The organism is Akkermansia sp. GGCC_0220, assembly GCF_017566105.1.
Taxonomy (GTDB): domain Bacteria; phylum Verrucomicrobiota; class Verrucomicrobiia; order Verrucomicrobiales; family Akkermansiaceae; genus Akkermansia; species Akkermansia massiliensis.
This window is the reverse complement of record NZ_JABFCI010000002.1, coordinates 65,366-89,500: the sequence shown is the minus strand read 5'-3', so window position 1 is coordinate 89,500 and position 24,135 is coordinate 65,366. Positions and strand designations below refer to the sequence as shown.

General features: G+C 58.2%; 18 protein-coding genes. 9 read left to right on the top strand and 9 right to left on the bottom strand.

The window, feature by feature from the left end; all coding sequences use genetic code 11:
* Nucleotides 1-120: 120 nt before the first annotated feature.
* From HJW02_RS01945 to HJW02_RS01925, 5 genes are all read right to left on the bottom strand, one after another.
* On the bottom strand, nucleotides 121-1,659 hold the full coding sequence (locus HJW02_RS01945; protein WP_102722300.1) for a glucose-6-phosphate isomerase: 1,539 nt from the start codon (nucleotides 1,657-1,659) through the stop codon (nucleotides 121-123).
* Between the two features lie 24 nt (nucleotides 1,660-1,683).
* Nucleotides 1,684-2,772, bottom strand: coding sequence for a tetratricopeptide repeat protein (locus HJW02_RS13990; protein ID WP_102722301.1), 1,089 nt, complete (start codon nucleotides 2,770-2,772; stop codon nucleotides 1,684-1,686).
* A 95-nt stretch (nucleotides 2,773-2,867) separates the two neighbouring features.
* Nucleotides 2,868-3,761 (bottom strand): class I SAM-dependent methyltransferase, encoded by an 894-nt coding sequence (locus tag HJW02_RS01935; RefSeq protein ID WP_102722302.1) that lies wholly within the window; start codon nucleotides 3,759-3,761, stop codon nucleotides 2,868-2,870.
* A gap of 290 nt (nucleotides 3,762-4,051) precedes the next feature.
* Nucleotides 4,052-6,196, bottom strand: coding sequence for a methylmalonyl-CoA mutase (scpA, locus tag HJW02_RS01930; RefSeq protein WP_102722303.1), 2,145 nt, complete (start codon nucleotides 6,194-6,196; stop codon nucleotides 4,052-4,054).
* Between the two features lie 23 nt (nucleotides 6,197-6,219).
* Nucleotides 6,220-8,274 carry a methylmalonyl-CoA mutase family protein gene (locus HJW02_RS01925; RefSeq protein WP_102722304.1) on the bottom strand — a complete coding sequence of 685 codons (2,055 nt, stop codon included), beginning with the start codon at nucleotides 8,272-8,274 and terminating at the stop codon, nucleotides 6,220-6,222.
* A gap of 204 nt (nucleotides 8,275-8,478) precedes the next feature.
* Here HJW02_RS01925 and HJW02_RS01920 point away from each other — a divergent pair, with 204 nt between their 5' ends.
* The 5 genes from HJW02_RS01920 to HJW02_RS01900 are packed head-to-tail and all read left to right on the top strand — an operon-like array spanning nucleotide 8,479 to nucleotide 15,686.
* Nucleotides 8,479-11,097, top strand: coding sequence for a hypothetical protein (locus HJW02_RS01920; RefSeq protein WP_102722305.1), 2,619 nt, complete (start codon nucleotides 8,479-8,481; stop codon nucleotides 11,095-11,097).
* On the top strand, nucleotides 11,094-11,759 hold the full coding sequence (locus HJW02_RS01915) for a hypothetical protein (RefSeq protein WP_022396073.1): 666 nt from the start codon (nucleotides 11,094-11,096) through the stop codon (nucleotides 11,757-11,759). The genes HJW02_RS01920 and HJW02_RS01915 overlap by 4 nt, the downstream gene beginning before the upstream one ends.
* A 34-nt stretch (nucleotides 11,760-11,793) precedes the next feature.
* On the top strand, nucleotides 11,794-12,816 hold the full coding sequence (locus HJW02_RS01910) for a prenyltransferase/squalene oxidase repeat-containing protein (RefSeq protein WP_240454316.1): 1,023 nt from the start codon (nucleotides 11,794-11,796) through the stop codon (nucleotides 12,814-12,816).
* On the top strand, nucleotides 12,806-14,248 hold the full coding sequence (locus HJW02_RS01905; RefSeq protein ID WP_102722306.1) for a hypothetical protein: 1,443 nt from the start codon (nucleotides 12,806-12,808) through the stop codon (nucleotides 14,246-14,248). The genes HJW02_RS01910 and HJW02_RS01905 overlap by 11 nt, the downstream gene beginning before the upstream one ends.
* Nucleotides 14,249-14,258: 10 nt before the next feature.
* A complete protein-coding gene (locus tag HJW02_RS01900; RefSeq protein WP_102722307.1) occupies nucleotides 14,259-15,686 on the top strand; it encodes a hypothetical protein in 1,428 nt (475 codons plus the stop codon).
* A gap of 59 nt (nucleotides 15,687-15,745) precedes the next feature.
* Here the strand turns inward: HJW02_RS01900 and proC are convergent, their stop codons facing one another.
* The 3 genes from proC to HJW02_RS01885 form a co-directional block, all read right to left on the bottom strand.
* Nucleotides 15,746-16,552 (bottom strand): pyrroline-5-carboxylate reductase, encoded by an 807-nt coding sequence (gene proC, locus HJW02_RS01895; protein WP_102722308.1) that lies wholly within the window; start codon nucleotides 16,550-16,552, stop codon nucleotides 15,746-15,748.
* Nucleotides 16,553-16,709: 157 nt separating this feature from the next.
* The gene (locus HJW02_RS01890; RefSeq protein ID WP_102722309.1) at nucleotides 16,710-17,291 is read right to left on the bottom strand and encodes a DNA-3-methyladenine glycosylase I; all 582 of its coding nucleotides are present in this window, start codon (nucleotides 17,289-17,291) and stop codon (nucleotides 16,710-16,712) included.
* 11 nt (nucleotides 17,292-17,302) lie between these two features.
* Complete coding sequence (locus HJW02_RS01885) at nucleotides 17,303-18,178, bottom strand: hypothetical protein (RefSeq protein WP_146017775.1); 876 nt, start codon at nucleotides 18,176-18,178, stop codon at nucleotides 17,303-17,305.
* Nucleotides 18,179-18,328: 150 nt separating this feature from the next.
* On the opposite strand from HJW02_RS01885, the gene HJW02_RS01880 reads away from it, so the two are divergent.
* From HJW02_RS01880 to HJW02_RS01865, 4 genes are all read left to right on the top strand, one after another.
* Entirely contained in the window at nucleotides 18,329-19,276 is a 948-nt protein-coding gene (locus HJW02_RS01880; RefSeq protein WP_146018203.1) for a hypothetical protein, read from the top strand.
* 79 nt (nucleotides 19,277-19,355) lie between these two features.
* Nucleotides 19,356-20,405 carry a serine/threonine-protein kinase gene (locus HJW02_RS01875; RefSeq protein WP_102722311.1) on the top strand — a complete coding sequence of 350 codons (1,050 nt, stop codon included), beginning with the start codon at nucleotides 19,356-19,358 and terminating at the stop codon, nucleotides 20,403-20,405.
* A gap of 159 nt (nucleotides 20,406-20,564) precedes the next feature.
* The gene (locus HJW02_RS01870; RefSeq protein ID WP_102733160.1) at nucleotides 20,565-21,584 is read left to right on the top strand and encodes a hypothetical protein; all 1,020 of its coding nucleotides are present in this window, start codon (nucleotides 20,565-20,567) and stop codon (nucleotides 21,582-21,584) included.
* Between the two features lie 2 nt (nucleotides 21,585-21,586).
* Nucleotides 21,587-22,489 (top strand): hypothetical protein, encoded by a 903-nt coding sequence (locus HJW02_RS01865; protein WP_102733161.1) that lies wholly within the window; start codon nucleotides 21,587-21,589, stop codon nucleotides 22,487-22,489.
* Nucleotides 22,490-22,604: 115 nt separating this feature from the next.
* On the opposite strand, the gene HJW02_RS01860 is transcribed toward HJW02_RS01865, so the two are convergent.
* Complete coding sequence (locus HJW02_RS01860; RefSeq protein ID WP_102722314.1) at nucleotides 22,605-24,068, bottom strand: tryptophanase; 1,464 nt, start codon at nucleotides 24,066-24,068, stop codon at nucleotides 22,605-22,607.
* Between the last annotated feature and the right edge of the window lie 67 nt (nucleotides 24,069-24,135).

Sequence of the window (24,135 nt, the reverse complement as noted above, 5' to 3'; positions counted from 1 at the left end):
TTCTTCAAGACAGCTTTAAGGATTCACGAGGACGCCGGCAGCGGCGGCAGTCCTTGTAAATAAAAAGCGGACGCTTATCAACCAGATAAGCGTCCGCCGGAAGGAATATGTTTTTTATTTTTACGCCTTGCAGAAGGTGTCTTCATCCGCGCAGGCGGCCTGGACCCACTTGACGGAGGAATCACTGGAGGCGATATGCACCAGGCAGTGGTACACGGCTTCCTGGTCCGCATCCAGCCGGGCAGCTACCTGGGCGGCGGTTTCCGGGGTGGAGCCAAGGGCCGCCCTTACTTTCCCCAGCAGGGCCAGGAAGGTCCCCGCGGCCTTTTTGCCGGCCTCCACGCCGGGTTGGTGGTAGGCGTTGATGTTCACGAGGGAGGCATAGAAGGAGACGGCGCGCTCAAACAGGGCGATCAGCATGCCGAGCGTTTTGGCGTTCACTTCCGGAATGGAGATGGTGATGGAGGAACGGCCGGATTCCGCCAGCGCCTGGCGGGTGCCGCGCAGGAAGCCCTGGAGGAAGTCTCCGCAGGTGGCGCCCGCTTCCACTTCCACCGCGTCCGCGGAACATTCCCGCACTTCGATAAAGGTGGCGAAGAAGTTGTTCACGCCGTCGCGGAGCTGCTGCACATAGGCGTGCTGGTCCGTGGAGCCCTTGTTGCCGTATACGGAGATGCCCTGGCAGACTTCGTTGCCATCCAGGTCCAGCCGTTTGCCGAGGGATTCCATAATGAGCTGCTGAAGGTATTTGGAGAAGAGCACCAGGGCATCCTTGTAGGGGAGAACCACCATGTCCTTTTCCCCCTTGCCGTTGGTGGCCTTGTACCAGGCCAGCGCCAGCTTCATGGCGGCGTTGCATTTCACGCAGTCCTGGCGGGTCTTTTCATCCATCAGGCGCGCGCCTTCCAGCAGTTCATCCACGTCCACGCCCTGAAGCACGGCGGGAACCAGGCCGACCACGGACATGACGGACGTGCGGCCGCCCACCCAGTCTTCCATCGGGAAGCGCTTGAGCCAGCCTTCCGCTTCAGCCGTTTTGTCCAGTTTGGAGCCCACCCCCGTGACGGCAACCGCCTGGGGCGCGAATTCCAGTCCGTTCTTCCTGAAGAAGTCCTGGGCCACCAGCATGCCGTTGCGGGTTTCCGGCGTGCCGCCGGATTTGGAGATGACGACGACGAGCGTTTCTTCCAGCGGCAGGGATTCCAGCACTCTGTACATGCCATCCGGGTCCGTGTTATCCAGGAAGAACATATCCAGCCCAGCGGCCGGGATGGCGTCCGCCACCAGTTCCGGGCCAAGGGCGGAACCGCCGATGCCGATGACGAGGGCGGCGGAGTATTGTTCCGCGCGGGGAGGCGTGATTTTGCCGTCCAGAACATCCTGGCCAAAGGCCTTGACGTCCGCCAGAGGTCCATCAATGGCGGCTTTCAGTTCCGGCGTGGGAGCCAGTGCGGAGTTGCGCAGCCAGTAGTGGCCCACCATGCGTTTTTCATCCGGGTTGGCAATGGCGCCGGATTCCAGCGCCTTCATGTCGGCGAATGCCCTGTCTATCCGCCCCTGCATGGAGGACAGGAAGGCGTCGTCCAGAGGAAGTTTGGAAAAGTCAAGGGAGATGCCCAGTTCAGGGTAGCGAACGAGTTGTTGTGCGTATAGGCTCATGATAGTAATGGATTGGAAAAAGAGTTACTGGAGTTTTTTCAGGATGCTTTTGGCCTGCACGTCATCCTGGTCCGCCGCTTTCTGGAACCATTCCCGGGCCTTGGCCATATCCTTGGGCAGTCCAAAGCCGGTCTGGTACATCACGCCCAGGTTGTATTGCTCAGAGGCATAGCCTTCCGCCGCCGCCCGGTGGCGTATGCGGGATTGTTCCCGGGCTTCCGCGGCGGACAGGCCCAGGGCCCGCGCCGCATCCGGCCACGTGGCTCCGAATTTGGAGGCGGAGGGGGCATAGCCGGCAGCTCCGGCCTTGCGGTGCATTTCGTCCGCTTTTTTCTTGTCCCGCTTCACGCCGTATTTGCCCAGATCATACAGGAACGCCATGCCCCAGTAGCCGCGGGGGCTGCCCAGTTCCGCCGCCTGCTGGAAGCATTCAAAAGCGTCCTCATATTTTTTCGAGCCCATAGCGCGCACGGCATCGGAGATGTGGAGCTCGGCTTCCTTCAAGCCGGGGAATTCAGGGATGGCGGCCCATTCCCTTTTCAGTTCATCCCGGTCCCTTTTGGAGGCGGGGGGCATGCCGGACGGCCCGGAAAAACGGAAGAGGGGGAAATACCCTTCCATGGCTCCCATGTTGCCCAGGCCGGACATCAGGAAGACGCCGGGGGATACCCTCCACATGTGCATGTACTGGATGCGGCCTTCCTGAAGGGATTCCTTGGCCACCCATTCCGGCATGTTCGCCGGTTCCCCGAATTTTTCCGTCAGGCCCACCAGAAGAGCCTTGTAGGCGGATTTCAATTTGGTTTCATACTCGGAACCGCGGCATTTGCTCCGGGAGTAGAAGACAACGGCCCTCAAGCCGCCGGAGGGGTCATAGTCAAAGTTCAGGGAAAAGGTCTGGCCGCCGATGGACTGTTTGGTCTTAAATACGCCGTTGAGGCCGGTGCGTGAAAGGAGGGCGTCCGTGGGCGGCCCTTCAAGCTGCTTGCTCTGCCTCAGGGTTTTCAGCACCTGGTCCTTGTCCATTCCCACCTCCAGGTTTTCATAGAGGGCGGCAAGCAGAGGGGCGCACGTAAGCGCGAAGAGTCCCACAACATAGGCTAGTTTTTTCATAGAAAAAGTAATTGGGCGGTTTCCTACCAGACCGGGAGGGCTTTCAAAAGGATAAAATGCGTCAGCGGAGGTGAGGAAAATTTTTCATAAAATATTCATTTCCAATCTATCCACAATCTTTTCAGATAATCCTCTCCGGTGAAGTCCGGAGGCATGGGATCATGGGTCAGCCGGAAGCCGGGAAGAGCCTCCGCCACCATCCTGCGGAAGTCCTCATGGCTCAGCTTGCGGCAGTTGCTGGTGCACAGCATCCAGCCGCCGGGTTCCAGGCATTCGCGCGCCTGGGCCACCAGTTCCCCGTAGTGGGATTCCACCCGGAACACCCGTCCCCGGTCATCCCGGGAGAACGTGGGCGGGTCCAGAATAATGCCGTGGAAGGAGCGGCCCTGCCTGGCGAACCGTTCCAGCCAGCGGCACACGTCCCCCTTGCAGAAGTACTGGGTAGAGGGATCAATGCCGTTCAGGCTGAAGTTTTCCCTGGCCCAGTCCAGGCAGGGCTGCGCCAGGTCCAGCGTGGTCGTCTGAGCCCCTCCCAGGGCGGCATATACGGAAAAGGCCCCGGTATAGGCGAAGGTGTTCAGCACCCTCATGCCGGGTCTGCTCCGTTCCCTCACCTGGCGGCGGTGGTCGCGCTGGTCCAGAAAGATTCCCTGGGAATAACCGGTGGACATGTCTATTTTGAAACGCACGCCCTGCTCCGTCACCGTAAATTGCAGGGGGAGTTCCGGTCCGGCTATTTGCACGGGCGCTTCTTTCTGGTTCTGTTCCAGCTTTTTGTGGAATACGGGCATGCCCAGTTCACGAAGTTCGCGTTCCAAATCCGTGGGGATGGGGCAGTCCCGCGTGGAGACCAGAACACGGTCCCCCATTTGGTCCACAAATACGCCCAGGCGCCCGTCCCCTTCCCCGTCAATCACGCGGAAGATGTCGGTATGGGCGGGAATCAATCCCTTTTTGCAGTCCAGGCAATGGCGGTAGGTGCGGCTCACGGCGGGACGAGACTACGGAATTTGACCGCAAGGGGCAATGCAAAAGCAAGAAAAGGGGGGTTTTGGACCAGAGGGTTCTGTGGAGGCAGTGTTGTTCCATTGCCGCGGAAATGGACTTCATGGACTTCATGGACAAAGTAAAGATTAAGTCCATTCTGTCCATCAGGTCCATTTACTGCCATTCCGGATGAAAGCTCCCTATGGAGAGAGTCCGGGGAGCTCACAAAAAAGGGAGCCGGATCCCGTGATCCGGCTCCCTGATGATTGAGGCTGTTTTTCCAACGAGGGCCTTAGTCGGCGTATTGTTCGTTGAGGGCTTCCATGATTTCCTTGGAGGCTTCCGGGATGTTGGTGCCCGGGCCAAAGATGGCCACCGCACCGTGTTCCCTCAGGAAGTCATAGTCCTGGGCGGGGATGACGCCGCCGCAGAAGACCAGGATGTCCGGACGGCCCTGCTTGGCGAGTTCCTCCACCAGGGCGGGCAGCAGCACCTTGTGGCCGGCGGCCAGGGAGCTCATGCCGATCATGTGCACGTCGTTTTCAATCGCCATTTTGGCGGTTTCTTCCGGCGTCTGGAAGAGCGGGCCTACGTCCACGTCAAAGCCGAGGTCGGCATAGGCGGAGGAGACCACCTTGGCGCCGCGGTCGTGGCCGTCCTGGCCCATCTTGGCGACGAGGATGCGGGGACGGCGCCCCGTGCGTTCGGCGAAGTCGTCCGTCATTTTGCGGACTTCCTCCACCAGCGGATCTTGACCATAGGTTTGAGCGTACACGCCGGTAATGAGTTTGATTGGTGCTTTGTGGCGCCCGAAGTGTTTTTCCAGGGCGGAGGAGATTTCACCCAGGGAGGCGCGGGCCTTGGCCGCCTTGATGGCAAGGTCAAGGAGGTTGCCTTCCCCCGTGCGGGCGCATTCGGACAGGGCTTCCAGCGCAGCTTCGCACGCGGCGGAGTCACGTTCCGCGCGCAGCTTCTGCAGGCGGGCGATCTGGGCGTCCCGGACGGTGGTGTTGTCCACTTCCAGAATGTCCATCTTGGCTTCCTGTTCCAGACGGTATTTGTTGACGCCGATGATGGGCTCCTTGCCGGAGTCAATGGCGGCCTGGCGGCGCGCCGCGGCTTCTTCAATGCGCATCTTGGGCAGCCCGGTTTCAATGGCCTTGGCCATGCCGCCGAGTTTTTCCACTTCCTGAAGGTGGGCCCAGCCCTTGCGGATGAGCTCATTGGTCAGGTATTCCACGTAGTAGGAGCCGCCCCACGGGTCGATCACCTTGCAGATGGTGGTTTCATCCTGAAGATGGAGCTGGGTGTTGCGGGCGATGCGGGCGGAGAAGTCCGTCGGCAGGGCGATCGCTTCGTCCAGGGAGTTCGTGTGCAGGGACTGCGTGTGGCCGCAGGCGGCGGCCAGGGCTTCAATGCAGGTGCGGGTCACGTTGTTGAACGGGTCCTGCTCCGTGAGGGACCAGCCGGAAGTCTGGGAGTGCGTGCGCAGGGCCAGGGATTTCGGGTTCTTGGGGTTGAACTGCTTGATGAGCTTGGCCCACAGCACGCGGGCGGCGCGCATTTTGGCCACTTCCATGAAGTAGTTCTTGCCCTGGGCCCAGAAGAAGGAGAGGCGCGGGGCAAAGGCGTCAATGTCAATGCCGGCCTTGATCCCGGTGCGCACGTATTCCAGGCCGTCCGCAAGCGTGTACGCCATTTCCAGGTCCGCCGTAGCGCCGGCTTCCTGCATGTGGTAGCCGGAGATGGAAATGGAGTTGAATTTGGGCATGTACTTGGAGGTGAACTCAAAGATGTCCGCAATGATCTTCATGGAGGGATCAGGCGGATAGATGTAGGTGTTGCGCACCATGTATTCCTTGAGAATGTCGTTCTGGATCGTGCCGGAGAGCTGGTCCAGCGTGCAGCCCTGTTCCTGGGCGGCCACGATGTAGAAGGCCAGCACGGGCAGCACGGCGCCGTTCATGGTCATGGAAACGGACATTTTGTCCAGCGGAATGCCCTTGAAGAGGATTTCCATGTCCAGGATGGAGTCCACGGCCACGCCGGCCTTGCCCACGTCACCCACCACGCGGGGGTGGTCGGAGTCATAGCCGCGGTGCGTCGCCAGGTCAAAGGCGATGGAGAGGCCCTTCTGGCCCGCCGCCAGGTTGCGGCGGTAGAAGGCGTTGGATTCCTCCGCCGTGGAGAAGCCGGCATACTGGCGCACGGTCCAGGGACGAGCCACGTACATGGTGGCATACGGTCCGCGGAGGTTGGGGGCCACACCGGCCGTGAAGTCCAAGTGCAGGCAGTCGTCGTACACGCTTTCCGAGTAGGTGGGCGGCACGGGAATCTGTTCATTGGTCATCCAGGTTTCCGTTCCGGAAGGCGTGGCCGGGGCGCCGGCCTTGATTTCAGGATAGGAGGCGGATGCAAAATCAGGAATATTGCTCATTGAATGAAATAGGTTGGTGGTTGTTAGAGGCCGATCTTGTTCTGGATAGCTTCAACGGTGTTGTAGCAGTTGGCCTTGACGTGGATGAAGATATCCACGCCGGCTTCCTTGAACGCTTCCACATGGTCGGCCGGATAACCGGCGAGGGCCACCATCATGTCCGGCTTGATTTCCTTGAGCGCCTTGCAGAAGGCGGGAACGATTTCCGGATAGGTGTCGTCCGTGGAGCAGATCACGCACACGGCGCAACCGCTTTCCGCAGCCGCCCTGGCCGCGTCTTCCGGGGTCTGGAAGCCGGACGGGTAAACCACGTCCAGGCCGCCGGCGCGCAGGAAGTCGCGGGAGAAGTCCGCACGGGCCTTGTGCTGGCGCAGCGGGCCCATGTTCGCGAAGAATACCATCGGGCGGGAGCCTTTTTCCTCCACCCAGGCATCGGCCTTGGCAAGCAGGGATTCAAAGCGTTCCGCCAGGCGGCGCTTCGGCAGGGCTTCCATTTCCAGCGGTTCGCCGCACTTGCAGTCGGCGCCGGCCACGAGAGCCTTGTTGATAAGGCAGGTGGAGAAGCCTTCACTGGCGGCCTTGCAGGCGGAGTCCACGCTCATTTCCACTTCCGGGAGCTGCACGTCCGCATTTTTGCAGCAGCCGTGTCCCTTGGGAGCGGCGCAGGCGGCGCCTTCCGGCGTTTCCAGCTTTTTCTCCGCCAGGTTGACGTACTGGTTGACACCCACGATGGACTGGCGGCGCTGGTCCGCCAGTTCATAGCGCTTGGCGGCGGTGGCGTTTACCTTCTTCTGGATGGAGCCGGCCTTGAGGGCCTTGATGATGCCGCCTTCCTTTTCAATGCCCTGGAAGACGTCCCAGATTTTCCGGGAGGCTTCGTCCGTCAGGTTTTCCAGGTACCAGGAACCGCCGGCGGGGTCCACTACCTTGTCCAGGTTGCATTCGCCCAGCAGAATCAGCGGGCAGTTGCGGGCGATGCGGCGGGAGAATTCGTCTGGCATGCGCACGGCCGCGTCAAAGGGCAGCACGTCAATGCTGTCTACGCCGCCCATGATGGCGGAGAAGGCCTGGGCGGAGCCGCGCAGAAGGTTGACCCACGGGTCCACCTTGGAAAGGGTCCAGAAGGAGGTGCGGGCATGAAGCTTGATTTTGGCAGCTTCCTCACTGCCGCCGCATTCCTTCACGATGATGGCCCAGAGTTCGCGCAGGGCGCGGATTTTGGCGATTTCCAGGAACAGGTTGGCTCCAATGGAGACCGTAAAGCGCATGTGCGCGGCAGCTTCATTCACGGAGATGCCGCGTTCCTCCATGGCGCGCAGGTAGGCCACAGCGGTAGAGAGCATGGAGCCCACTTCTTCAAAGGAGGAAGCGCCGGAGTCCGCATAAGGCAGTCCGCTGACGCCGATGGTCTGGAAGGCGGGAGCGTTGGCGACGGCCCATTTGGTCATCACCGCCATCTGGTCATAGTAGGCGCAGATGCCCTTTCCCCCGCAGAGGGAGCCCTTCATCACGGCCTTGCCCACCGGGTCGTACAGAACGCCGCCCTTGAGGTCCGCCGTGTTGAATCCGGCCGCCTTGTACGTGTTCAGGAACATGGAGAAGGTGCCCAGACCACAGGAGCCGGGCGTGATGTACACGGGCAGCTTGTCAAGCTGCACACCTTTGAGAGCGGTATCCCAGTCGGCCTGCTTGCGCAGCTTCAAGCCGCACTTGCAGTTGAGCTGGACGTTCACGGCAGTGAGGCCGCGGTCCAGATCGTGCAGAAGCTTGCCGTTGAAATCTTCCGGAGTGGAGGCGGGAATGCTCTGGGCAATTTCGCAGGGCTTTTCCATATAGCCCAGGGCGCGCGTTCCGCGGCGGTACGGGAATTGCCCGGCAGGCGCCACCGGAGCGTGTTCATCCCATTTGTTATAGATGGGATGCAGAGTGATTCCCTCCACAAGCTTGGTAAAAAGCTTCTTGTCAAAGTCAGCCCCTTTCAAGGCAGCGACGGCTGCCTCACGCCATTCGGCGTATGTGGCTGGTGCGAATTCTCCGAAGTCAACCTCCGGAGCCGTTGTTTTGTTTCCCTGTTGCATGGCGAAGTCAATGGGTAAGGCCTAATATGTTGGTTTTTAGTCATGCGCAAACCAGGCCAGATTTAAAGCGCAGGGTTATTTTAGGAAATCAAACTATAAAGTCCAGCGAGAAAAACACTCCAAGCCCAATGAACGCGAATTTGCCACATCACGCGCGGCGAGCTTGCAAAAACGATGTAAATAGCGTAAATACCGGGATTAAGCATGCCCCCTTCAACTACCGTCAAACTTCCTGCCCAGCTGATCAGGCAGCTTCACTCCTTCCGCCGCCGCCTCAGAACGGTTAAGATGCTGGAAGCCGTATGCCTTGCAGGCATTGCCGTGATCCTTTCCTACGTTCTTCTGTACCTCTCCGACAGATTGTGGGAAACGCCCTCCGCCGTGGGCTGGATTCTTTTTTTCACCGCCATGGCCGGCCTGGCGGTGTTTATCCCGTGGTGGAGCTTCCGGTGGGTGTGGCAGAGGCGCACGGAGGCCCAATTGGCGCGCCTGATTTCCCGGACGGATGCGGCGCTGGGGGACCGGCTCCTGGGCGTCATCGAACTGGATTCCGAAAAGTACGGGCGCCAGTACAGTTCTGAAAAATTGAAAGCGGCCGCCATGGAACAGGTGGCCCGCGAAGTGTCCGCGCGGGATCTGACGGTGAATATCCCCAGGCCCAGCCACAAGAAATTGTTCGTCCTGCTGGCCATCCTGGCCTTATGCACGGCAGGCGTATGCCTGGTGAGCCCGGAAGCGGCGGGGAACGCCCTGGAACGCTGGCTCCAACCGTTCGATCCTCCGGAACGCTATACGTTCACCCAGCTGGACCCTACGCCGGATTCCCTGGTCATTCCCCTGGGGGAAAGCTACCTGTATGAGCTCAAACTGGCGAACGCCACCAAGTCCCGCCCGCAGACGGCGGAGTATTTCTTCCGCAACAGGGTGCGCCAGCAGGCCCCCCTGACGGACGACGCGTATAAAATCCACATTCCACCCATGCAGCAGGCGGACAGGCTGGAGTTTTTCGCGGGAGACGTCGTGCGGCGGCTGAAAATCATTCCGAAGGCCCGCCCCTCCCTGCTGGGCGCTACGGCCACCGTGGCCTACCCCGCCTATATGGCGCGCCCCGACGGGCAGGAGGCCATGCGCGCAGGCGTCATTTCCGCCCCGGAAGGCTCCACGCTGACGTTGAAGGTGACTGCCTCCCAGAACCTGGCATCCGCGGCGGACGCGCAGGGTAAGCCGCTCCGCGTGGAAGGGAGCAGCGTTGTCATTCCGGATATCCGCCTGGAAAAAGACCCCAGGGAAATAGAACTCACCTGGACGGACAGCGACGGCCTTGCGACCTCCCAGCCTGTGCGGATACGCCTGGAACCCATTGAGGACAAGCAGCCTTCCATTTACCTGAGAGGAGGGGAGAATGACCGCTACGTGCTGGAAGACACCAGCATTGAATTGGAGGTGGAGGCGGCGGACGATTTCGGCCTCCGGGAAATGGGGGTGGAATGGCAGGGGGAAAAATCTTTTTACGACGATGAGGAAGAGAACGCCGCCTCTCCGGACCCGGCCAAGGCAGGCAAGCCCGTTCCCGGCCTGCGCGGGGAAAAGGTTCTGGCGGACGGCCATCCCACCCAGGCCAGCCTGAAAGGGACGTACCTGTTCCAGGCCAGGGCGCTGAAATTGTCCCCCCAGCGCGTCGTCGTGCGCGGGTTCACGCAGGATTACAAGCCCGGGGGAAAACGCGTTTATTCGGAACCCATGATCATCTTCGTCCTTTCCAAATCAGAGCATGCCCAGATGATCCGCAATGAACTGGAACGCATCACCAGCGAGCTGGAGGGGATGATCCGCCGCATGGACGCCATGACGGACGAGGCGAAACGCCTGAAAGGAATGGAAGGCAGTGAATTGAAAAAGGCGGAGTCCCAGGAACGCCTGCACGCCCTGGCGGATGAAGAACAGACCAACAGGCGCGAATTGAGCGACCTGCTCAACCGCTCGGAGGACCTGTTCAAGGAGGCCTCCCGCAACCCCCAGATAGACCCCTCCGGCATGAAGGAGTTCATGAAGGGCATCTCCATGCTCAAGCCCATTCCCAACGGCCCCATGAAGAAGGCGCAGAAGCAGTTCCGGGATTCCGCCTCCGAGAACCGCTCCGAACAGGAGAGCCGGAAGGACCTGGACGACGGGGAGAGCTCCCATTCGGACGCCACCCAGGCGCTTAAAGACGCCATGAACCAGCTTTCCAAGTCCGCGCAGGACATGGAGGCCAGCACCTTCGTGGCGCGGCTCAAGCAGGCCGCCGCCAAGGAGGATTCCATCGCGAACGCGCTTGCCGGCCAGATCAATATCATTGTGGGCATGACCATGGATGAACTTGACCCCTCCACCAAACGGGAGATGGAAACCATCGCCACCCTTCAAAACGCCTCCACGCAGGACATCGGCTGGATTCTGGAAGACCTCAGCTATTACAAGTCCCGCACCGGGGAACGCATTTACAGCGACCTGTACAACCAGATGAACGCCTTCTCCCTCCGCGAAAAGCTGGACTTGGTGCACGGCAACATCCTGAACGCGATTACGGCCCGCTCCATTGACGAATCCCGCCTGTATGCCTCCACCCTGCGCCACTGGGCCAAGCTGATAGACGATTACAAGAAGAGCCGCGGCGGCGGCGGAGGCGGAAGCGGCGGTGGCGACCAGGCCTCCATTTCCGACGCCGAGTTCGAGTTCATGCTGAAAATCATCCGCATGATCCAGCAGGAACAGGACATCCGCATGCGCACCCGCGCCGCCGAGCAGGAACACCGCAAAACCCTTACTGCGCCAGCCCCATGAATACCGTGAACCTTTCCGCCCTGATTCTGGCAGTTTCCCTGCCCTGCGCCGCCGCTCCGGAGCCCGCTCCGGAATATTCCGCCAAGCACAAGGAAACGGCCTCCAAGCTGGCCGGACAACAGGACGAACTCCAGGCGGACACCTCCGACCTGATCCTGGGAGAAACCAACGAGAATGTGGTGGATCTGCTGAAAAAGTGCCGCCATGCCATGAATGACGCCGTGGACCTGCTGGAGGTTTACAATACGGGCGGCCAGACGCTGGCCGCCCAGTCGGACGTGATTGAGCTGATCTACCAGGCCGCCAAGGCCAAGATGACCGGAGCCGGCGGACAACCCAAGCCCGGAGGACAGGCCCTGATGGACATGCTGCGCCAGCTACTGGGCATGGACAACGATTCCCAGTCTGCGGAACAGCAGGACGGGGAGGGAGAAGGCGAAGGAGAAGGACAGAACGGCTCCCAGAAAGGCAAGGGAAACAATCCCGGACACGGAGCGGACGGAAAATCCAACATGGCCTCCACCCAGGAGAAGGGCGTTTCCAATCCGGACATGGCTACGGAAACGCGCTCCGTTCCCAAATCCACCGGCATGTCCGCGGACGACATGCCCTCCGAATTCCGCAAGGCGCTGGACGCCTACAACAAAACCCTTCAGAAGTAAACATGCACGCCCGCCGGGCGGCTCCCGCCCGTGAATGAACAATAACTCCCTTTCCCCCATGAAAAAGGCCCTCATCCTTCTTACCGTTCTTCTCTGCTGCATGGCGGCCGCGCCGCAGAACGCCGCTGCCCAATCCTCCATGAGAACGTCTTCCCCCGTGCCGCCCCAGGTGGAGCTGATGTACGTGAAGGGACTCCGTTACCTCCAGAACGCCCAGAAGACGGACGGCACCTATGATGGCACCTACGGGCAGGAGCCCGGCATCATCGGCTTCTGCCTCATGTCCGTGCTGGCCCACGGGGACGACCCGAACACGGGGCCGTACGCCACCATGGTGCGCCGCTGCGTGAATTACATCCTTTCCAAGCAGAACAGGGGATCCGGCTACATTGGGGATTCCATGTACAACCACGGTTTCGCCACGCTGGCGCTGGCGGAGGCCTACGGCATGGTGAGGGACGACCGCATAGGCCCCGCCCTCCGGAAGGCCGTGGCCCTGACGCTGACCGCCCAGAAGAAGAACAAGACGGGAGGCTGGCGCTATTCCCCGGAGTCCACGGATGCGGACAGCACGGTGACCGGCTGCCAGATCGTCTCCCTGTTCGCGGCGCGCAACGCGGGCATTCCCGTGCCGGACGAGGCCTTTGAACGCGGCCTCAAGTATATGGCTTCCTGCCGTGACAAGAAGGGCGCCTACGGCTATACCGGCCCGGCGGGCCCCCGCGTCACCCTCACCGCCATCGGCTCCCTGACGCTGTCCCTGGCACGCCTCAAGACGGACCCGTCCTTCAAGGATTCCCTGGCCTACCTGAAAAAGAACCTGAATTACCGGGATTCCTCCTACCCGTTCTATTTTGAGTATTACATGTCCCAGGCCCTGTTCCATGCGGACCAGGAGGTATGGAAGGAATGGAATTACAAGAACATGCGCTACCTGGGCGCCTCCCAGGCACCCAACGGTTCCTGGCTCTCAGACCATTCCGCAGCGTATTCCACCTCCGCGGCCCTGCTTTCCCTGGCGCTCAATTACAGATTTTTACCCATCTATGAACAATAGAATCCGTCTTTCCCTCCTGCTGGCTCCGGCCTGCCTGCTGACCGCCTGGGCCAATTCCGTCGTGGACGTGGTCACGGACAGCAATTACCGCCTCCGCGGGGAAATCGTCTCCTACGGCAAACAGGGCATCGTCATCAAGCACCCGGCCATGCGCCAGAACGCGGTCATCCTCCCGTCGGAAATCCGCGCGCTTTATTTCACAGGCACCTCCTCCCCGGACCTGCGAGCCAGGGACAAGATTTTCATGGCCACGGGGCACCGGGACATCATCCCGTGCAACATCATCTCCATCACGCAGGACAAGGTGCAGTACCGGGACATGCTGGGCAACGAGCGTTCCATCCCCCGCGACCAGGTGGCCGGCTTCCGGCTGGATACGCTCCAGGAAAAGGGCTTCTGGCAGGAACCCCTGATTTTCGACAACAGCTGGGTTTATTCCGGCAACCGGGAGGACGATTACCGCACCCAGTCCGGAAGAAAACTGATGAACGCCCTGAAACCGAAAATCCAGGGAGACAAGTACCAGTACCGGCTGGGCAACAGCGACTACCCCACCTGGATTCCCCTGTACAAGAACATCGGCCTGGATCCTTCCTCCTTCACCTTCCGCACCACCATGACGATGGACGGCAACAACGACCGCGCCGGCATTGTCTTCTGCTTCGGAGGGAACGAGAACATTCCCTTCCGGTCCAATTCCGGCAGCAGCCTGAACAGGCTCATGCTCAGCATCGCTCCCGGCAAATGCACCCTTCTCCGGGAACAGAAGTCCGGCATCATCGTGCTGGGGGAAGTGGACATCCCCACCCCTACCCTGACGGAAGGCGTGGATATCAGGCTGACGGCCTCCCGGCAGGGAGAGAACGAGCAGGTTTACGAGCTGCTGGTGGGAGACCTGCCGCCCAAGCTGATGACGGACCCCAGCCCCCCGGAACAACCGTTGCAGGGGGACGCCTTCGGCCTCCAGATGGAAGGGCACGTCTCCCTGACCATCAGCAGGCTGGCCCTTTCCTCCATCACCCTGAGCGCCAAATCCGTGACCAAGAATGGAAATGCCGCAACGGACCTTGTCCTGACGAAGGAGGAGGACGCCATTCCCGGTTCCATCAGCGGCTACAACAGCAGGAATAAGACGCTGACTCTTTCCACGGACAAGGAATATCCGGGCATTCCCCGGGAGCTTTCCATCCCCGCCAAGTATCTGGATACCGTCTTTTTCGCGGAACAGAACAAGAAGGACGATTCCCGCTCTGCGGCATGCCACAGCATTCTGATGAAGGACGGCTCCCGCCTGCACGGCAACATCCTGAGCATGGATTCCCTGAGAATCATCCTGCGGCATCCGCAGCTCGGGCAGATTTCCCTGCCCCTGAAAAACATCACCCGCGTGGAGTTTCTGAATTCCGCACAGCCATCCCGCTCCACCCCCTGATATATCCGCCATGAAACAAGCAATAACGCTTTTCCTGGGCGCCTGCATCCTGCTGGCCGCCGCCCTTCCGCCCGCCGCACGGGCGGAAGGGGTCATTACGCTTAAATCCGGGGAAAAACTGCCGGGCAGCCCGGACACGCTGGACAGCCCGTACCTGAAAGTCCGCTCCAGCATTCTTTCCAAACCCGTGGATGTCAACCTGGAGGAGCTTGACGAGCTGGTTTCTTCCCGTCCGCTGGAGATACCGGAGCAGTTTTCCGTCATCAGGCTCGCCAACGGGGACGAGTTTTACGGCACCCTGAAGGTGCTGGATACGGAGAGCCTTCAACTGCAAACCGCGTGGGGCGGCCTGCTTCCCGTCAACAGGAAGTACGTGCGGCACATCGGGTTCGACTCCCAGAAAGCCTACCTGCGCAACGCGACGGAATCCCTCCAGGGCTGGAAGTCCTCCGCCAACAGCATGCTCCCGGAATGCCGCAACGGGTACTGGATCATGCGCGGCTCCAACAATACGGAACTGCAAACCTCCTTCCCCATGCCGTCCCGCCTCCATGTACAGTTTTCCCTTTACCATACCAATACGTTCCGGATCAATCTCTCCCTCTGGCAGGACTCCAATTCCGGAAGCAGCATTGACCTGGGCCTCTCCCTGGAAAAGGCGGAGCTCTCCAAGAACAGTTCCGGCCAGTACCGGACGCTGGGGAGGGTGAAAAGGAACACGGAACGGAACTGGTATGCCGACAAGAGCGTCAAGCGTTCCGACGTTCATTTTTACGCCGACCCGGAAAAAGGCAATTACTACCTGTACGTCAACGGAGAACAGGTTGGCCGGTGGGAAGAGGTCAAGGACATGGACAATATCTTTGAGAATGAAAGCGGGGACGATGAGGAAGAAGACAGGGAAGCCTCCAAAAAGCATGAATTCAAACCGGGCAACACTCTTGCCGTGAGCGGTTACGACGGCTTGAACATGGCCGTGTTCAACCTGAACGTGTTTGACTGGAACGGCGCCCTCCCCCACCTGGCGGAGGAACAGGACATCATTTCCAAGTACGACACGGACGCCCCCAGGGACAAGGCCCTGCTGGTGAACGGAGACGTGCTCCGGGGAGCCATTTCCCTCCAGGAAAACGGCTCCATCCGCATCAAGTCGGACCACTATGACGTGACCATCCCCACCGCCAAGGTGCGCGCCCTGGACCAGAAAAGCCAGGAGGAGAAGAAACTGCCGGAGGACGGCGCGGACACCCGCGTTTTCCTGACGGACCAGAGCATCCTTTCACTGAACCTGGAGACCCTCAGGGACGGCTTCATGGAAGGGCGTTCCGCAGCGCTGGGAAAAGTCAGAATCCCGCTGAAATCCATCCGGAAAGTCCAGTTCAACCTGCAAAGCCCGGAGCTCCGGAAGCAGAGGGAAACGCCGTTCCGGAACAGGTAAAGGCGCGCCGCACGCGTTTTAGCCAATCCGGTTCCCGGGAGCGTTTAAGAGCGCATGCGTCAATGCTCCTCCATTTCCTCCGCCCGCCGCACGGCGCTTTTCACCGCCTGAATCCAGGCATTGCGGAATCCGCATTCGTCCAACGCGTTCAGGGCGGCAATCGTGGTGCCTCCGGGGGAAGTCACCTCATCCCGGAGCGCCATGGGATGCTTCCCGGTCTGTTCCAGCATGAGGGCGGAGCCCCGCATGGTTTCCACGGCCATTTCCAGGGCGGTTTTCCTGGGCAGTCCCATGGCTACGCCGGCGTCCGAAAGAGCGTCCAGCACCGTAAACATGTAGGCGGGCCCGCTGCCGGAAATGGCGGAAACAGCGTTCATCCTGGCTTCCTCCACCTTGTAGACGGAGCCGCAGCCGGAGAGCAGCCGCCGGGCCGCCTCCTCATCTTCATCCGTCACGGCGGCTCCCGTGCTGTAGGCGATGACCCCGGCCAGCACCATGCACGGGGTATTGGGCATGGCGCGCACGATGCGCGTTCCGTCGCTGGCGCAGGCTTCCATGTCATCCAGGGAGATGGCGGCAGCGATGGAGATCAACAGCGGCAGCTCCTCCCCCCGTTCGGAAAGGGAGGAAATGAGGGAAAGTACGCCGTGCGGCTTAACGGCCAGAATCAGGGCCTCCACAGCGTCCGCCGCATCCGCCTCCGTGGCCGCTTCATGCACGCCGGGGTATTCCTGCTGAAGGGCCTGCACGTTTTCATGGTGGTGGTCGTACACCCAGACTTCCTCCGGGGACACCGCTCCGGCTTTCAGCATGCCGCGCAGGAGGGCGCCGCCCATTTTTCCCAGTCCAATGATACCTGTTTTCATGGTTGATGATTTTCTTGCGGTCAAAAATATAAACGGTTTATAGAAAATAAAGATATTAATTACAACCTGTGAAAGTGAAAGATAAACTTTTGCACCTGTTTCCTCCAGCTTTCAGTGGCAAATTATTCGTAAAAATTGTAAACGGTTACGCTCCAGTCTATTCCGCCTGATTTACTTTGCAGAAGCAGCCTTCCACATGGTCGTTCACAAAGCCGGCCGCCTGGAAAAAAGCGTAGCACATCGTTGAACCGAAGAATTTGAAGCCTCTCTTTTTCATGTCTTTGCTCATGGCGTCAGATTCGGGAGATGTGGCGGGGATTTGGCCTAGGGTCTTGAAATTGTTAACAACAGGCTGACGGCCGGGGAAGAATGAAAGGGCATACTGGTAGAAACTGCCGAATTCTTTCTGAACAACCATAAACAGTTTCGCGTTATTGACTGTGCTATTGATTTTCAAACGGTTTTTGACGATTCCATCAAATTGCATCAACCGGTCGATGTCTTCCGGCGTCATTTGCGCTACTTTCTCCACATCAAAGCCATGGAAGGCTTCCCGGTATCCTTCGCGTTTCCGGAGGATAGTAATCCAGGCCAAGCCTGCCTGGGCGCTTTCAAGCACCAGAAATTCAAACAAGGTTTTGTCGTCGGTAACGGGTTTGCCCCATTCTTCGTCATGGTATTTTATATATAGTTCGTCTGTTCCGGCCCAACCGCAACGTGCATTGATGATGTCTTCCATACTTTTCCAGGTTAAAATTCCTTTTTCCTGAACAGCCATGCGGCCAGCGTCATGTGAAAGACGAAGTACCCCAGCGTAATCAGGGCCAGACTGCCGAACAGGGAAAGGGGAATGGTCTGCCCGTTCAGGGCGGAATCCGTTACGGAATAAATCTGGAAATTCGGAAAGATGAGGGCAAACAGCCTGCTGCCCGCCATTTCCCACCAGGAGATGCCTCCCGTTCCGGAGCCCACCCACAGGGAGAGCGCCTGCGTCTGGAACAGCCCCGCCAGATAGACCATGAACGTCAGCAGCGCGCTGATGATGGTTCCGTTCGTCATGCAGGACATCAGCAGCGTGAGGGAGGAGAGGACCACGAATTCGCACATCATGACGCCCAGGCCCGTCTGCACGTTCCAGGTAGCGCCCTGGAGGCGGATTCTGTCCAGGTACGGCTGCATTTCCTCCACCGTATAGCGGCCTTTCAGGGAGGCGATCTGCTCCGCCACCACCGTATCCGTCCGCAGCCACAGCACCAGCGTCATCACAGCGTCCATCAGCAGCACGGCGATCAGGGTGAGGGCCAGCACCCCCAGCACCTTCCCCATCAGGTAGTCGATGCGAGGAACCGGCTTGCACAGGATGGTGTACAGGATGCGGTCTTCCGCGTCCTTGGGGATAATAAGGGCCGTGGCCGCCACGCAGAAAAAGAGGCCGAACACCCGCATGGCGCCGTAAGCGGAGTTTTTCAGCAGAACGAGTTCATTGATTCCCCCGGTTTCCGGCCCCAGCACCGCGCTCAGGCGGAAGGAGCTCAGGGCCAGCAGAGCCACGGCAAAGAGGCCCAGAAAGAGAAACACCTTCATCCGCACGAGCTGCGTGAAGGTGGTACCGGCGATTACGGCCATGCGCCTGGGCGAAGGTATATAACCGGAGGTAATCCATGCCATGCGGACCATCTTGCCGTATTCCGGAACAAATAAAAGAGCTTTTTATTTCATGTGCTGAACTCCTTCCGCCTTGAAGAAGCTTCCCTCCCGTGTTCTCATGGGGCGCGTATGAGTCTACGATCCCAGTTGGAAGAATTGCTTCCGGAACTTTTGCCTTCCGACCCGGCCCAGGCCATCAAGGGGACCGAACTCATCCGCCTGGTGCGCCTGAGGCTGGGTGAGGAGTATTCAGACGCCTCCCTGCGCTACCATTTCTCCTTCATGGCCTCCGAGCCGGACTCGGAAATCGCCAAGGTGGAGCGCGGCCAGGGCTATTACAGGCGCGTTCGGGACCGGGACGGCAAACCGGCGGCCAGGGGGCTGCTGCCCCTGTTTCTGGGGGAAAACGAACCGGACGCGCTGAACTGCCGCGCCAAGGCGCTGGCCCTGGCCGTGCGCCAGTATGATACCACGGGCCGCGGGGTTTTCGTGTTCAGCACCAGTGAAACGGGAACCTCATGGGTGAAGCCGGACCTGGCCGTCGTGGAATGGCCGGATGGGGAATGGGAGGGGAACGCGCTGGTCTTCGACCAAAGCGCGCTCCAGCGCCGCCGCATGATCGGAGCGCCCATGATGGGCATCCGCAGCGTCTGCGTGGCCCGCATGCCCGGAGGAGAAGACGGCAGGAGGGAGTTTTTCAGGACCCTGGCCACGTCCCGCTGGGCGCAGTGCGGGGAACTGGTCATCGTGGGGAAACTTCCGGATGATTCCGAATGCGCCGCCCTGCGCGGACTGGCCGCCGAATTCGGCGTAGGCGTCGTGTGCCTGGAAATTGCAGACGAACGCCTGTGCGAACTGCCGGGGGCGGAAGAGATTTTCAAGGCAGGGGACGAGGAATGCGCCGCCCTGCTGGCGGAGCTGACGCCCGTGCGCCTGGCTTCCAGCCGCCTGAAGGCGCTGGAGGCCGATACCGGGGAAACCCTGGGCGGGGAATTCGGCGCCCTGTTCGACTGGCTGGCCGCCTGCCTGGAACGCGGCAGCGTGGAGGAATACGAATTCCGGGTTTCCTGTTATTGAATACGGCAGAGAGATTCTTGACAGAACTTGCGTATTGAATTAAAGATTTTCCCGGCCCCAACCCGCCCTCCCCCCTGACATGGAACAAGAAACCCTGGTTTACCCGCTTGCGAACAATACCGTTCTGCAAGACAAGTATACGATATTGAATGTGCTGAACGCCGGAGGCTTCGGCATTACGTACCTGGCGCTGGACAATCCCCATTCCCGGTACGTCGTCATCAAGGAATGCATGCCGGACGCCTACGCCTTCCGGGACATGGAAACCGGCTTCGTCCACCCGCGGGACGAACAGGCCGCCGTCAACTTCGCCCAGAGCATTTCCAACTCCCGGCAGGAGGCTTCCGTTCTGGCCCAGCTCAACCACCCCGGCATCGTGCAGGTGTTCGACATGTTTGACGCCAACGGCACCTGCTATTACGTTATGGAAAACATCCAGGGGCAGACCCTGTTCGACCTGATGACCACCATGCACGCCACCGGACAGAGCATGGACCCGGCACGGGCCACGGACCTTCTGTTCCGCCTGCTGGACATCCTGCACTACCTTCACGCCATGGGGGTTTACCATTGCGACATCAAGCCGGGAAACATCTTCATCCAGCCGGACGGCACGCCCAAGCTGATCGACTTCGGCGCCGTGCGCACCAAGACCCTCCAGCACCAGGGCCTCGTCCAGATCACTCCCGGCTACACGCCGCCGGAATTCTACCCCGGACGCCGGAGCGAAATCGGCCCCTGGTGCGACATGTACGAGCTGGGCGCCACGTTCTACGAATTGCTTACGGGCCAGGTCCCCCACCCGGCGGACCAGCGTTCCGTGGTGGACCGCAACCCGAAGGTGACCAGTTACGCGGCCCTGCGGAAGACATACCCCATGAACTTCCTTTCCGGGATTGACAAGGCCCTGTCTCCGGATGAACGCAGCCGCTTCCATTCCGCCAAAGCATGGAACGATTACATCAACGCCATGGCGGCCGCAGGAACCCTGCAAGCCGGAGGAGTGGCGCGGAAAGCCCTGCCCAAGGCCAGAAAGAAATCTTCCGCAGGCACCGCCTTCGTCATCATCCTTCTCATCGCGGCGGCGGCCGTCTGGATATGCTGGAAGCAGGGCCTGCTTCAATTTTAAATCCTATCCTGACTTTTTATTGTCAAAAACAATAAAAATCGCCTCTGTTATTACAGAAAAAGGGTGATTCCTTCGCCGGGGCAAATGTTATACATTCACTATTGATGAAATTTTATATTGATCAATGCATCATTTTTTCTTAGCCTTTGCCTTCTCATAATGACTATGTTTTCTCGTCCAATATGTTACACCAATAGTAATCGAATTACTATACAATATGTCTGCAAGATTCTCATTCTATTTGTTCTATGGTCGACAGCTGGGGCAGAAGATGCTGAAAACGAAGAAATAGAAGGTCTTAAAATTGTATCGAAGACGGAACTTCATTCCGCAAAATTCAATATGGGAATCAGCAAGGATTCCAAAGAAGATGACCTAAAACGCCAAACCATTGGAGTAGGAGAAACAATCACCATTAGTTTGGAAGCGAAACCAGCCTTGATGGGAGACCCTAAAAAACTGGAATGGATCGTCACGGATGAAGAAGGTGTATTGATTCTTCCTGAAAAAATGAAAGGAATCACATCTTTTGATGCTCAAGCTAAACCAACAGCAGAAAAAAACGGACAGGTTACGGTTACAGTAAAAACAGAAGGGGGATTAGTATCCAAACCATATTCTCTTAAGATTGTCATCCCTGAGGGAGCAAAGGTACAAAAACTCAAGGAAGGCCAGGATACTCCTCCTCAAATTCAGGAACAAATGCCGGGAGTTCCCTTTGCTTCAGCCTGGATGATTATCCAATTAACCATTCATCCTCTTGACGTAAATTTCTCAAAAATGAAAATCAAGGAAATAGACGAAGGATATGTCAATCCCCAGCATAATAAAAACAATCGTCCACCACATAACCCCAATCCCAAGCCCGTGGAAATTCAGCAGACTAACCAGTTTAAGGACGAAATAGCTCTTGATTTGCCGATCACCAAAGATCAATTAAACATTCTGGATAAGGAAAACCCGATGACATGGGGACACAAATGCTGGTTCAGGTTAGTGTCGGCACAATCAAACGGTAATGATCCAGAGTTATGTGCGGGCGTCGCACGTGGTATTATGAATTGCAGTATTTCCAAAACAAATAAGGATATTACAATAGAAATTGATAAATTCCACTCTGAGAAAAATCCGGTTAAGGTACAAAAAACAACCCCTATTCCGAATAATTTAAATAACTGATCATGAAAAGTATTTTTTTCATTTTGCTTGCTCTGGGTATGACCGAACCGATAAACGCCAATCTCGTCAAGATCAAGACCGTTCATCCTGTTCCCGTTAATCCAGAGCCTGCCAAGCTCAATCCTGTCAAGCTTGATCCATCCCTAAAGCCACCATCATCCTTAAAAAATCTTCCTCCGCGCCCTGAAGAATTCAAAGAATTTGAAAAACTACTCGGCCAGGGCGATATGAAGAGTTTCTATAATACGGCTGAGAAATTATACAGAAAAATCGGTTGTATAAATGAGACTTCCGCCAGTAAAGAAATGATTTCATATCAATTATGGCTCTTCTACTATTTGGGAGCAGCTCCTATTGGTTATCAAGACCTGAGCCATCCTTCTAAGGAAAATATTTCTCCTTTCATCGGTTCCAAAAACGATATTCTACTAAAGCATTGGGTATTTGATTCTATGCTTTTCCTAGATCATTCAAAGATCGCATCAAAACTTGATATTCGAGAAAGGGAGATAAATCTTCTTACTGCATCCTATGCTTCAGCTTATATTAAGCAGTTCCGTTCCGTAGCCAATAACGGATTCAGCGATACATTCCCAACGGAAGACGAGATATTCGGGAAAGAATATATCCGAGGACAGTTTGAAGCACGCAGACGTTACAGTGACATGTATGTCACTGCCCAAAACCGCCAGTTAAGTGCAAAATCTAATCTGGAACGCATGGAAAAACTCTGGATGACAATTCTTATAAAGCATTTTTCCAACAGCAAAGCGGATATTCTTAAATTCATCCGCATGGCAGGGTACCGGGACGGGGAAATGGTAGATCTGTTTGACAGGACGGTGGGCCGCGGCCCAAAGACAGACTTCATCTACAAGGGATTCCGTAAAAACGACTTGCGCTAACACTTCTTTTATCAAAAAACGGAAAATATTTTTTAAAATTATTTTTCTTTAGAAAAACAAGGCCGGACGCGTGGATCCGGCCTTGTTTTTTATTCCAGTAGATCGTGAGATTTTTTTACAGGCTTTCCCCGAAGTCCCGGCGGTACTTGGCGGCCAGCTTTTCAGGCCAGTCGCTCTTGGCGCGGAGCTTGCCCATGAAGAAGCGCAGGACGGGCGGTTCCTCCACAAATTCCAGGCCGCCGATCAGGTCGCGGTTGTCGTAGAGCCACTTCATGCGGTCCGCCACGTATTTGACCTGGGACAGCGTGAAGACCCGGCGCGGGAAGGCCAGGCGGAGCAGTTCCACATCCGCCAGAATGTCGTTGCCATTTTCGTCGCGGACGCTGGAGAGCGTGCCGCGTTCCATCCCGCGCACGCCGGAGGCGATGAAGAAGGCCGCCGCCAGGGCCCCGGCAGGATAGTCCTCCTGCGGAATATGGGGCAGGAAGCGCCCGGCGTCAATATGGGCGCCCAGGCCGCCCGCGGGGGTCACGCAGGGAATGCCCATGTCCACCATCTGGCCGATGAAGTATTCAATGAAGGAGGGGCTCTGGGAAATCACGGTCAGGTCCGTGGTTTCATACAGGCCCACGGCCATGGCTTCAATTTCACGCACGGAGATGCCGCCGTAGGTCAGGAAGCCTTCAAACAGGGGAACCAGGTGCTCCATTTTCTTGGCGATGGAGCGGTCGTTCGTGCAGATGCCGCCGCCGCGGGAGGAGGAAACCTTGCGGGCGGAGAAGTATACCAGGTCCGCCAGGCCGCACATGGTTTTCAGGATGTCAGCGCAGGAGGAGTCCTTGAACTCGTCTTCACGCATCTTGATGAAGTAGGCGTTTTCCCCGATCAGGGAGGCGTCCAGCACCAGCATGATGCCGAATTCGTCGCAAATGCCGCGGATTTCACGCATGTTGGCAATGGAGAAAGGCTGGCCGCCGATTAAATTGGTGGAGGCTTCCATGCGCACGAAGGGAATTTTGTCCGCCCCGTGACGGGCGATGCAGTCCCGTAGCTTGCCGGGGTCCAGATTGCCCTTGAAGGGATTGGTGCTGACCGGATTGACGGCTTCATCCGCCACCAGTTCCTCAATCTTGCCGCCGTTCAGGTCAATATGGGCGTGCGTGGTGGTGAAATGGTAGTTCATGGGAACCACGTCCCCGGGCTTCACGAAGGTGCGGGCGATGATGTTTTCACAGGCGCGGCCCTGGTGGGCGGGAAGCAGGTATTCCTTGCCGAAGACGTCCCATACGGCCTGCTTCAGGCGGTCAAAGCTCTGGGAACCGGCATAGGCGTCGTCCGCACGGAACATGGCGGCGATCTGGTTGTCGCTCATGGCGTTGACGCCGGAATCCGTCAGCATGTCCAGGTAAACGTCGTTCGTGCTGAGCTGGAAGGTATTGAACCCGGCTTCCCGCGCGGCTTCCAGACGGCGTTCCACGGGAACGAGATGCAACTTCTGCACCACGCGGACTTTATGCAGTTCCAGGGGAATTTGCTCCCCATTGTAAAATTTGACAACGTTGGATGGTTCTGAATTCATAAAATAAAAGGTGAATAAAAGTGTAGCAGAATGAGTCCTTTCCGCAACATAAAAGACACCCCGCTTC

Excerpts from the sequence above, each read along its gene's own strand:
- HJW02_RS01860 (WP_102722314.1), bottom strand. The coding sequence starts at position 24,068 with ATGAATTCAGAACCATCCAACGTTGTCAAATTTTACAATGGGGAGCAA.
- HJW02_RS01910 (WP_240454316.1), top strand. The coding sequence starts at position 11,794 with ATGAACAATAACTCCCTTTCCCCCATGAAAAAGGCCCTCATCCTTCTT.
- proC (WP_102722308.1), bottom strand. The coding sequence starts at position 16,552 with ATGAAAACAGGTATCATTGGACTGGGAAAAATGGGCGGCGCCCTCCTG.
- HJW02_RS13990 (WP_102722301.1), bottom strand. The coding sequence starts at position 2,772 with ATGAAAAAACTAGCCTATGTTGTGGGACTCTTCGCGCTTACGTGCGCC.
- HJW02_RS01890 (WP_102722309.1), bottom strand. The coding sequence starts at position 17,291 with ATGGAAGACATCATCAATGCACGTTGCGGTTGGGCCGGAACAGACGAA.
- HJW02_RS01905 (WP_102722306.1), top strand. The coding sequence starts at position 12,806 with ATGAACAATAGAATCCGTCTTTCCCTCCTGCTGGCTCCGGCCTGCCTG.
- HJW02_RS01915 (WP_022396073.1), top strand. The coding sequence starts at position 11,094 with ATGAATACCGTGAACCTTTCCGCCCTGATTCTGGCAGTTTCCCTGCCC.
- HJW02_RS01945 (WP_102722300.1), bottom strand. The coding sequence starts at position 1,659 with ATGAGCCTATACGCACAACAACTCGTTCGCTACCCTGAACTGGGCATC.
- HJW02_RS01870 (WP_102733160.1), top strand. The coding sequence starts at position 20,565 with ATGACTATGTTTTCTCGTCCAATATGTTACACCAATAGTAATCGAATT.
- HJW02_RS01920 (WP_102722305.1), top strand. The coding sequence starts at position 8,479 with ATGCCCCCTTCAACTACCGTCAAACTTCCTGCCCAGCTGATCAGGCAG.
- HJW02_RS01875 (WP_102722311.1), top strand. The coding sequence starts at position 19,356 with ATGGAACAAGAAACCCTGGTTTACCCGCTTGCGAACAATACCGTTCTG.
- HJW02_RS01880 (WP_146018203.1), top strand. The coding sequence starts at position 18,329 with ATGAGTCTACGATCCCAGTTGGAAGAATTGCTTCCGGAACTTTTGCCT.
- scpA (WP_102722303.1), bottom strand. The coding sequence starts at position 6,196 with ATGAGCAATATTCCTGATTTTGCATCCGCCTCCTATCCTGAAATCAAG.
- HJW02_RS01900 (WP_102722307.1), top strand. The coding sequence starts at position 14,259 with ATGAAACAAGCAATAACGCTTTTCCTGGGCGCCTGCATCCTGCTGGCC.
- HJW02_RS01885 (WP_146017775.1), bottom strand. The coding sequence starts at position 18,178 with ATGGCCGTAATCGCCGGTACCACCTTCACGCAGCTCGTGCGGATGAAG.
- HJW02_RS01865 (WP_102733161.1), top strand. The coding sequence starts at position 21,587 with ATGAAAAGTATTTTTTTCATTTTGCTTGCTCTGGGTATGACCGAACCG.
- HJW02_RS01925 (WP_102722304.1), bottom strand. The coding sequence starts at position 8,274 with ATGCAACAGGGAAACAAAACAACGGCTCCGGAGGTTGACTTCGGAGAA.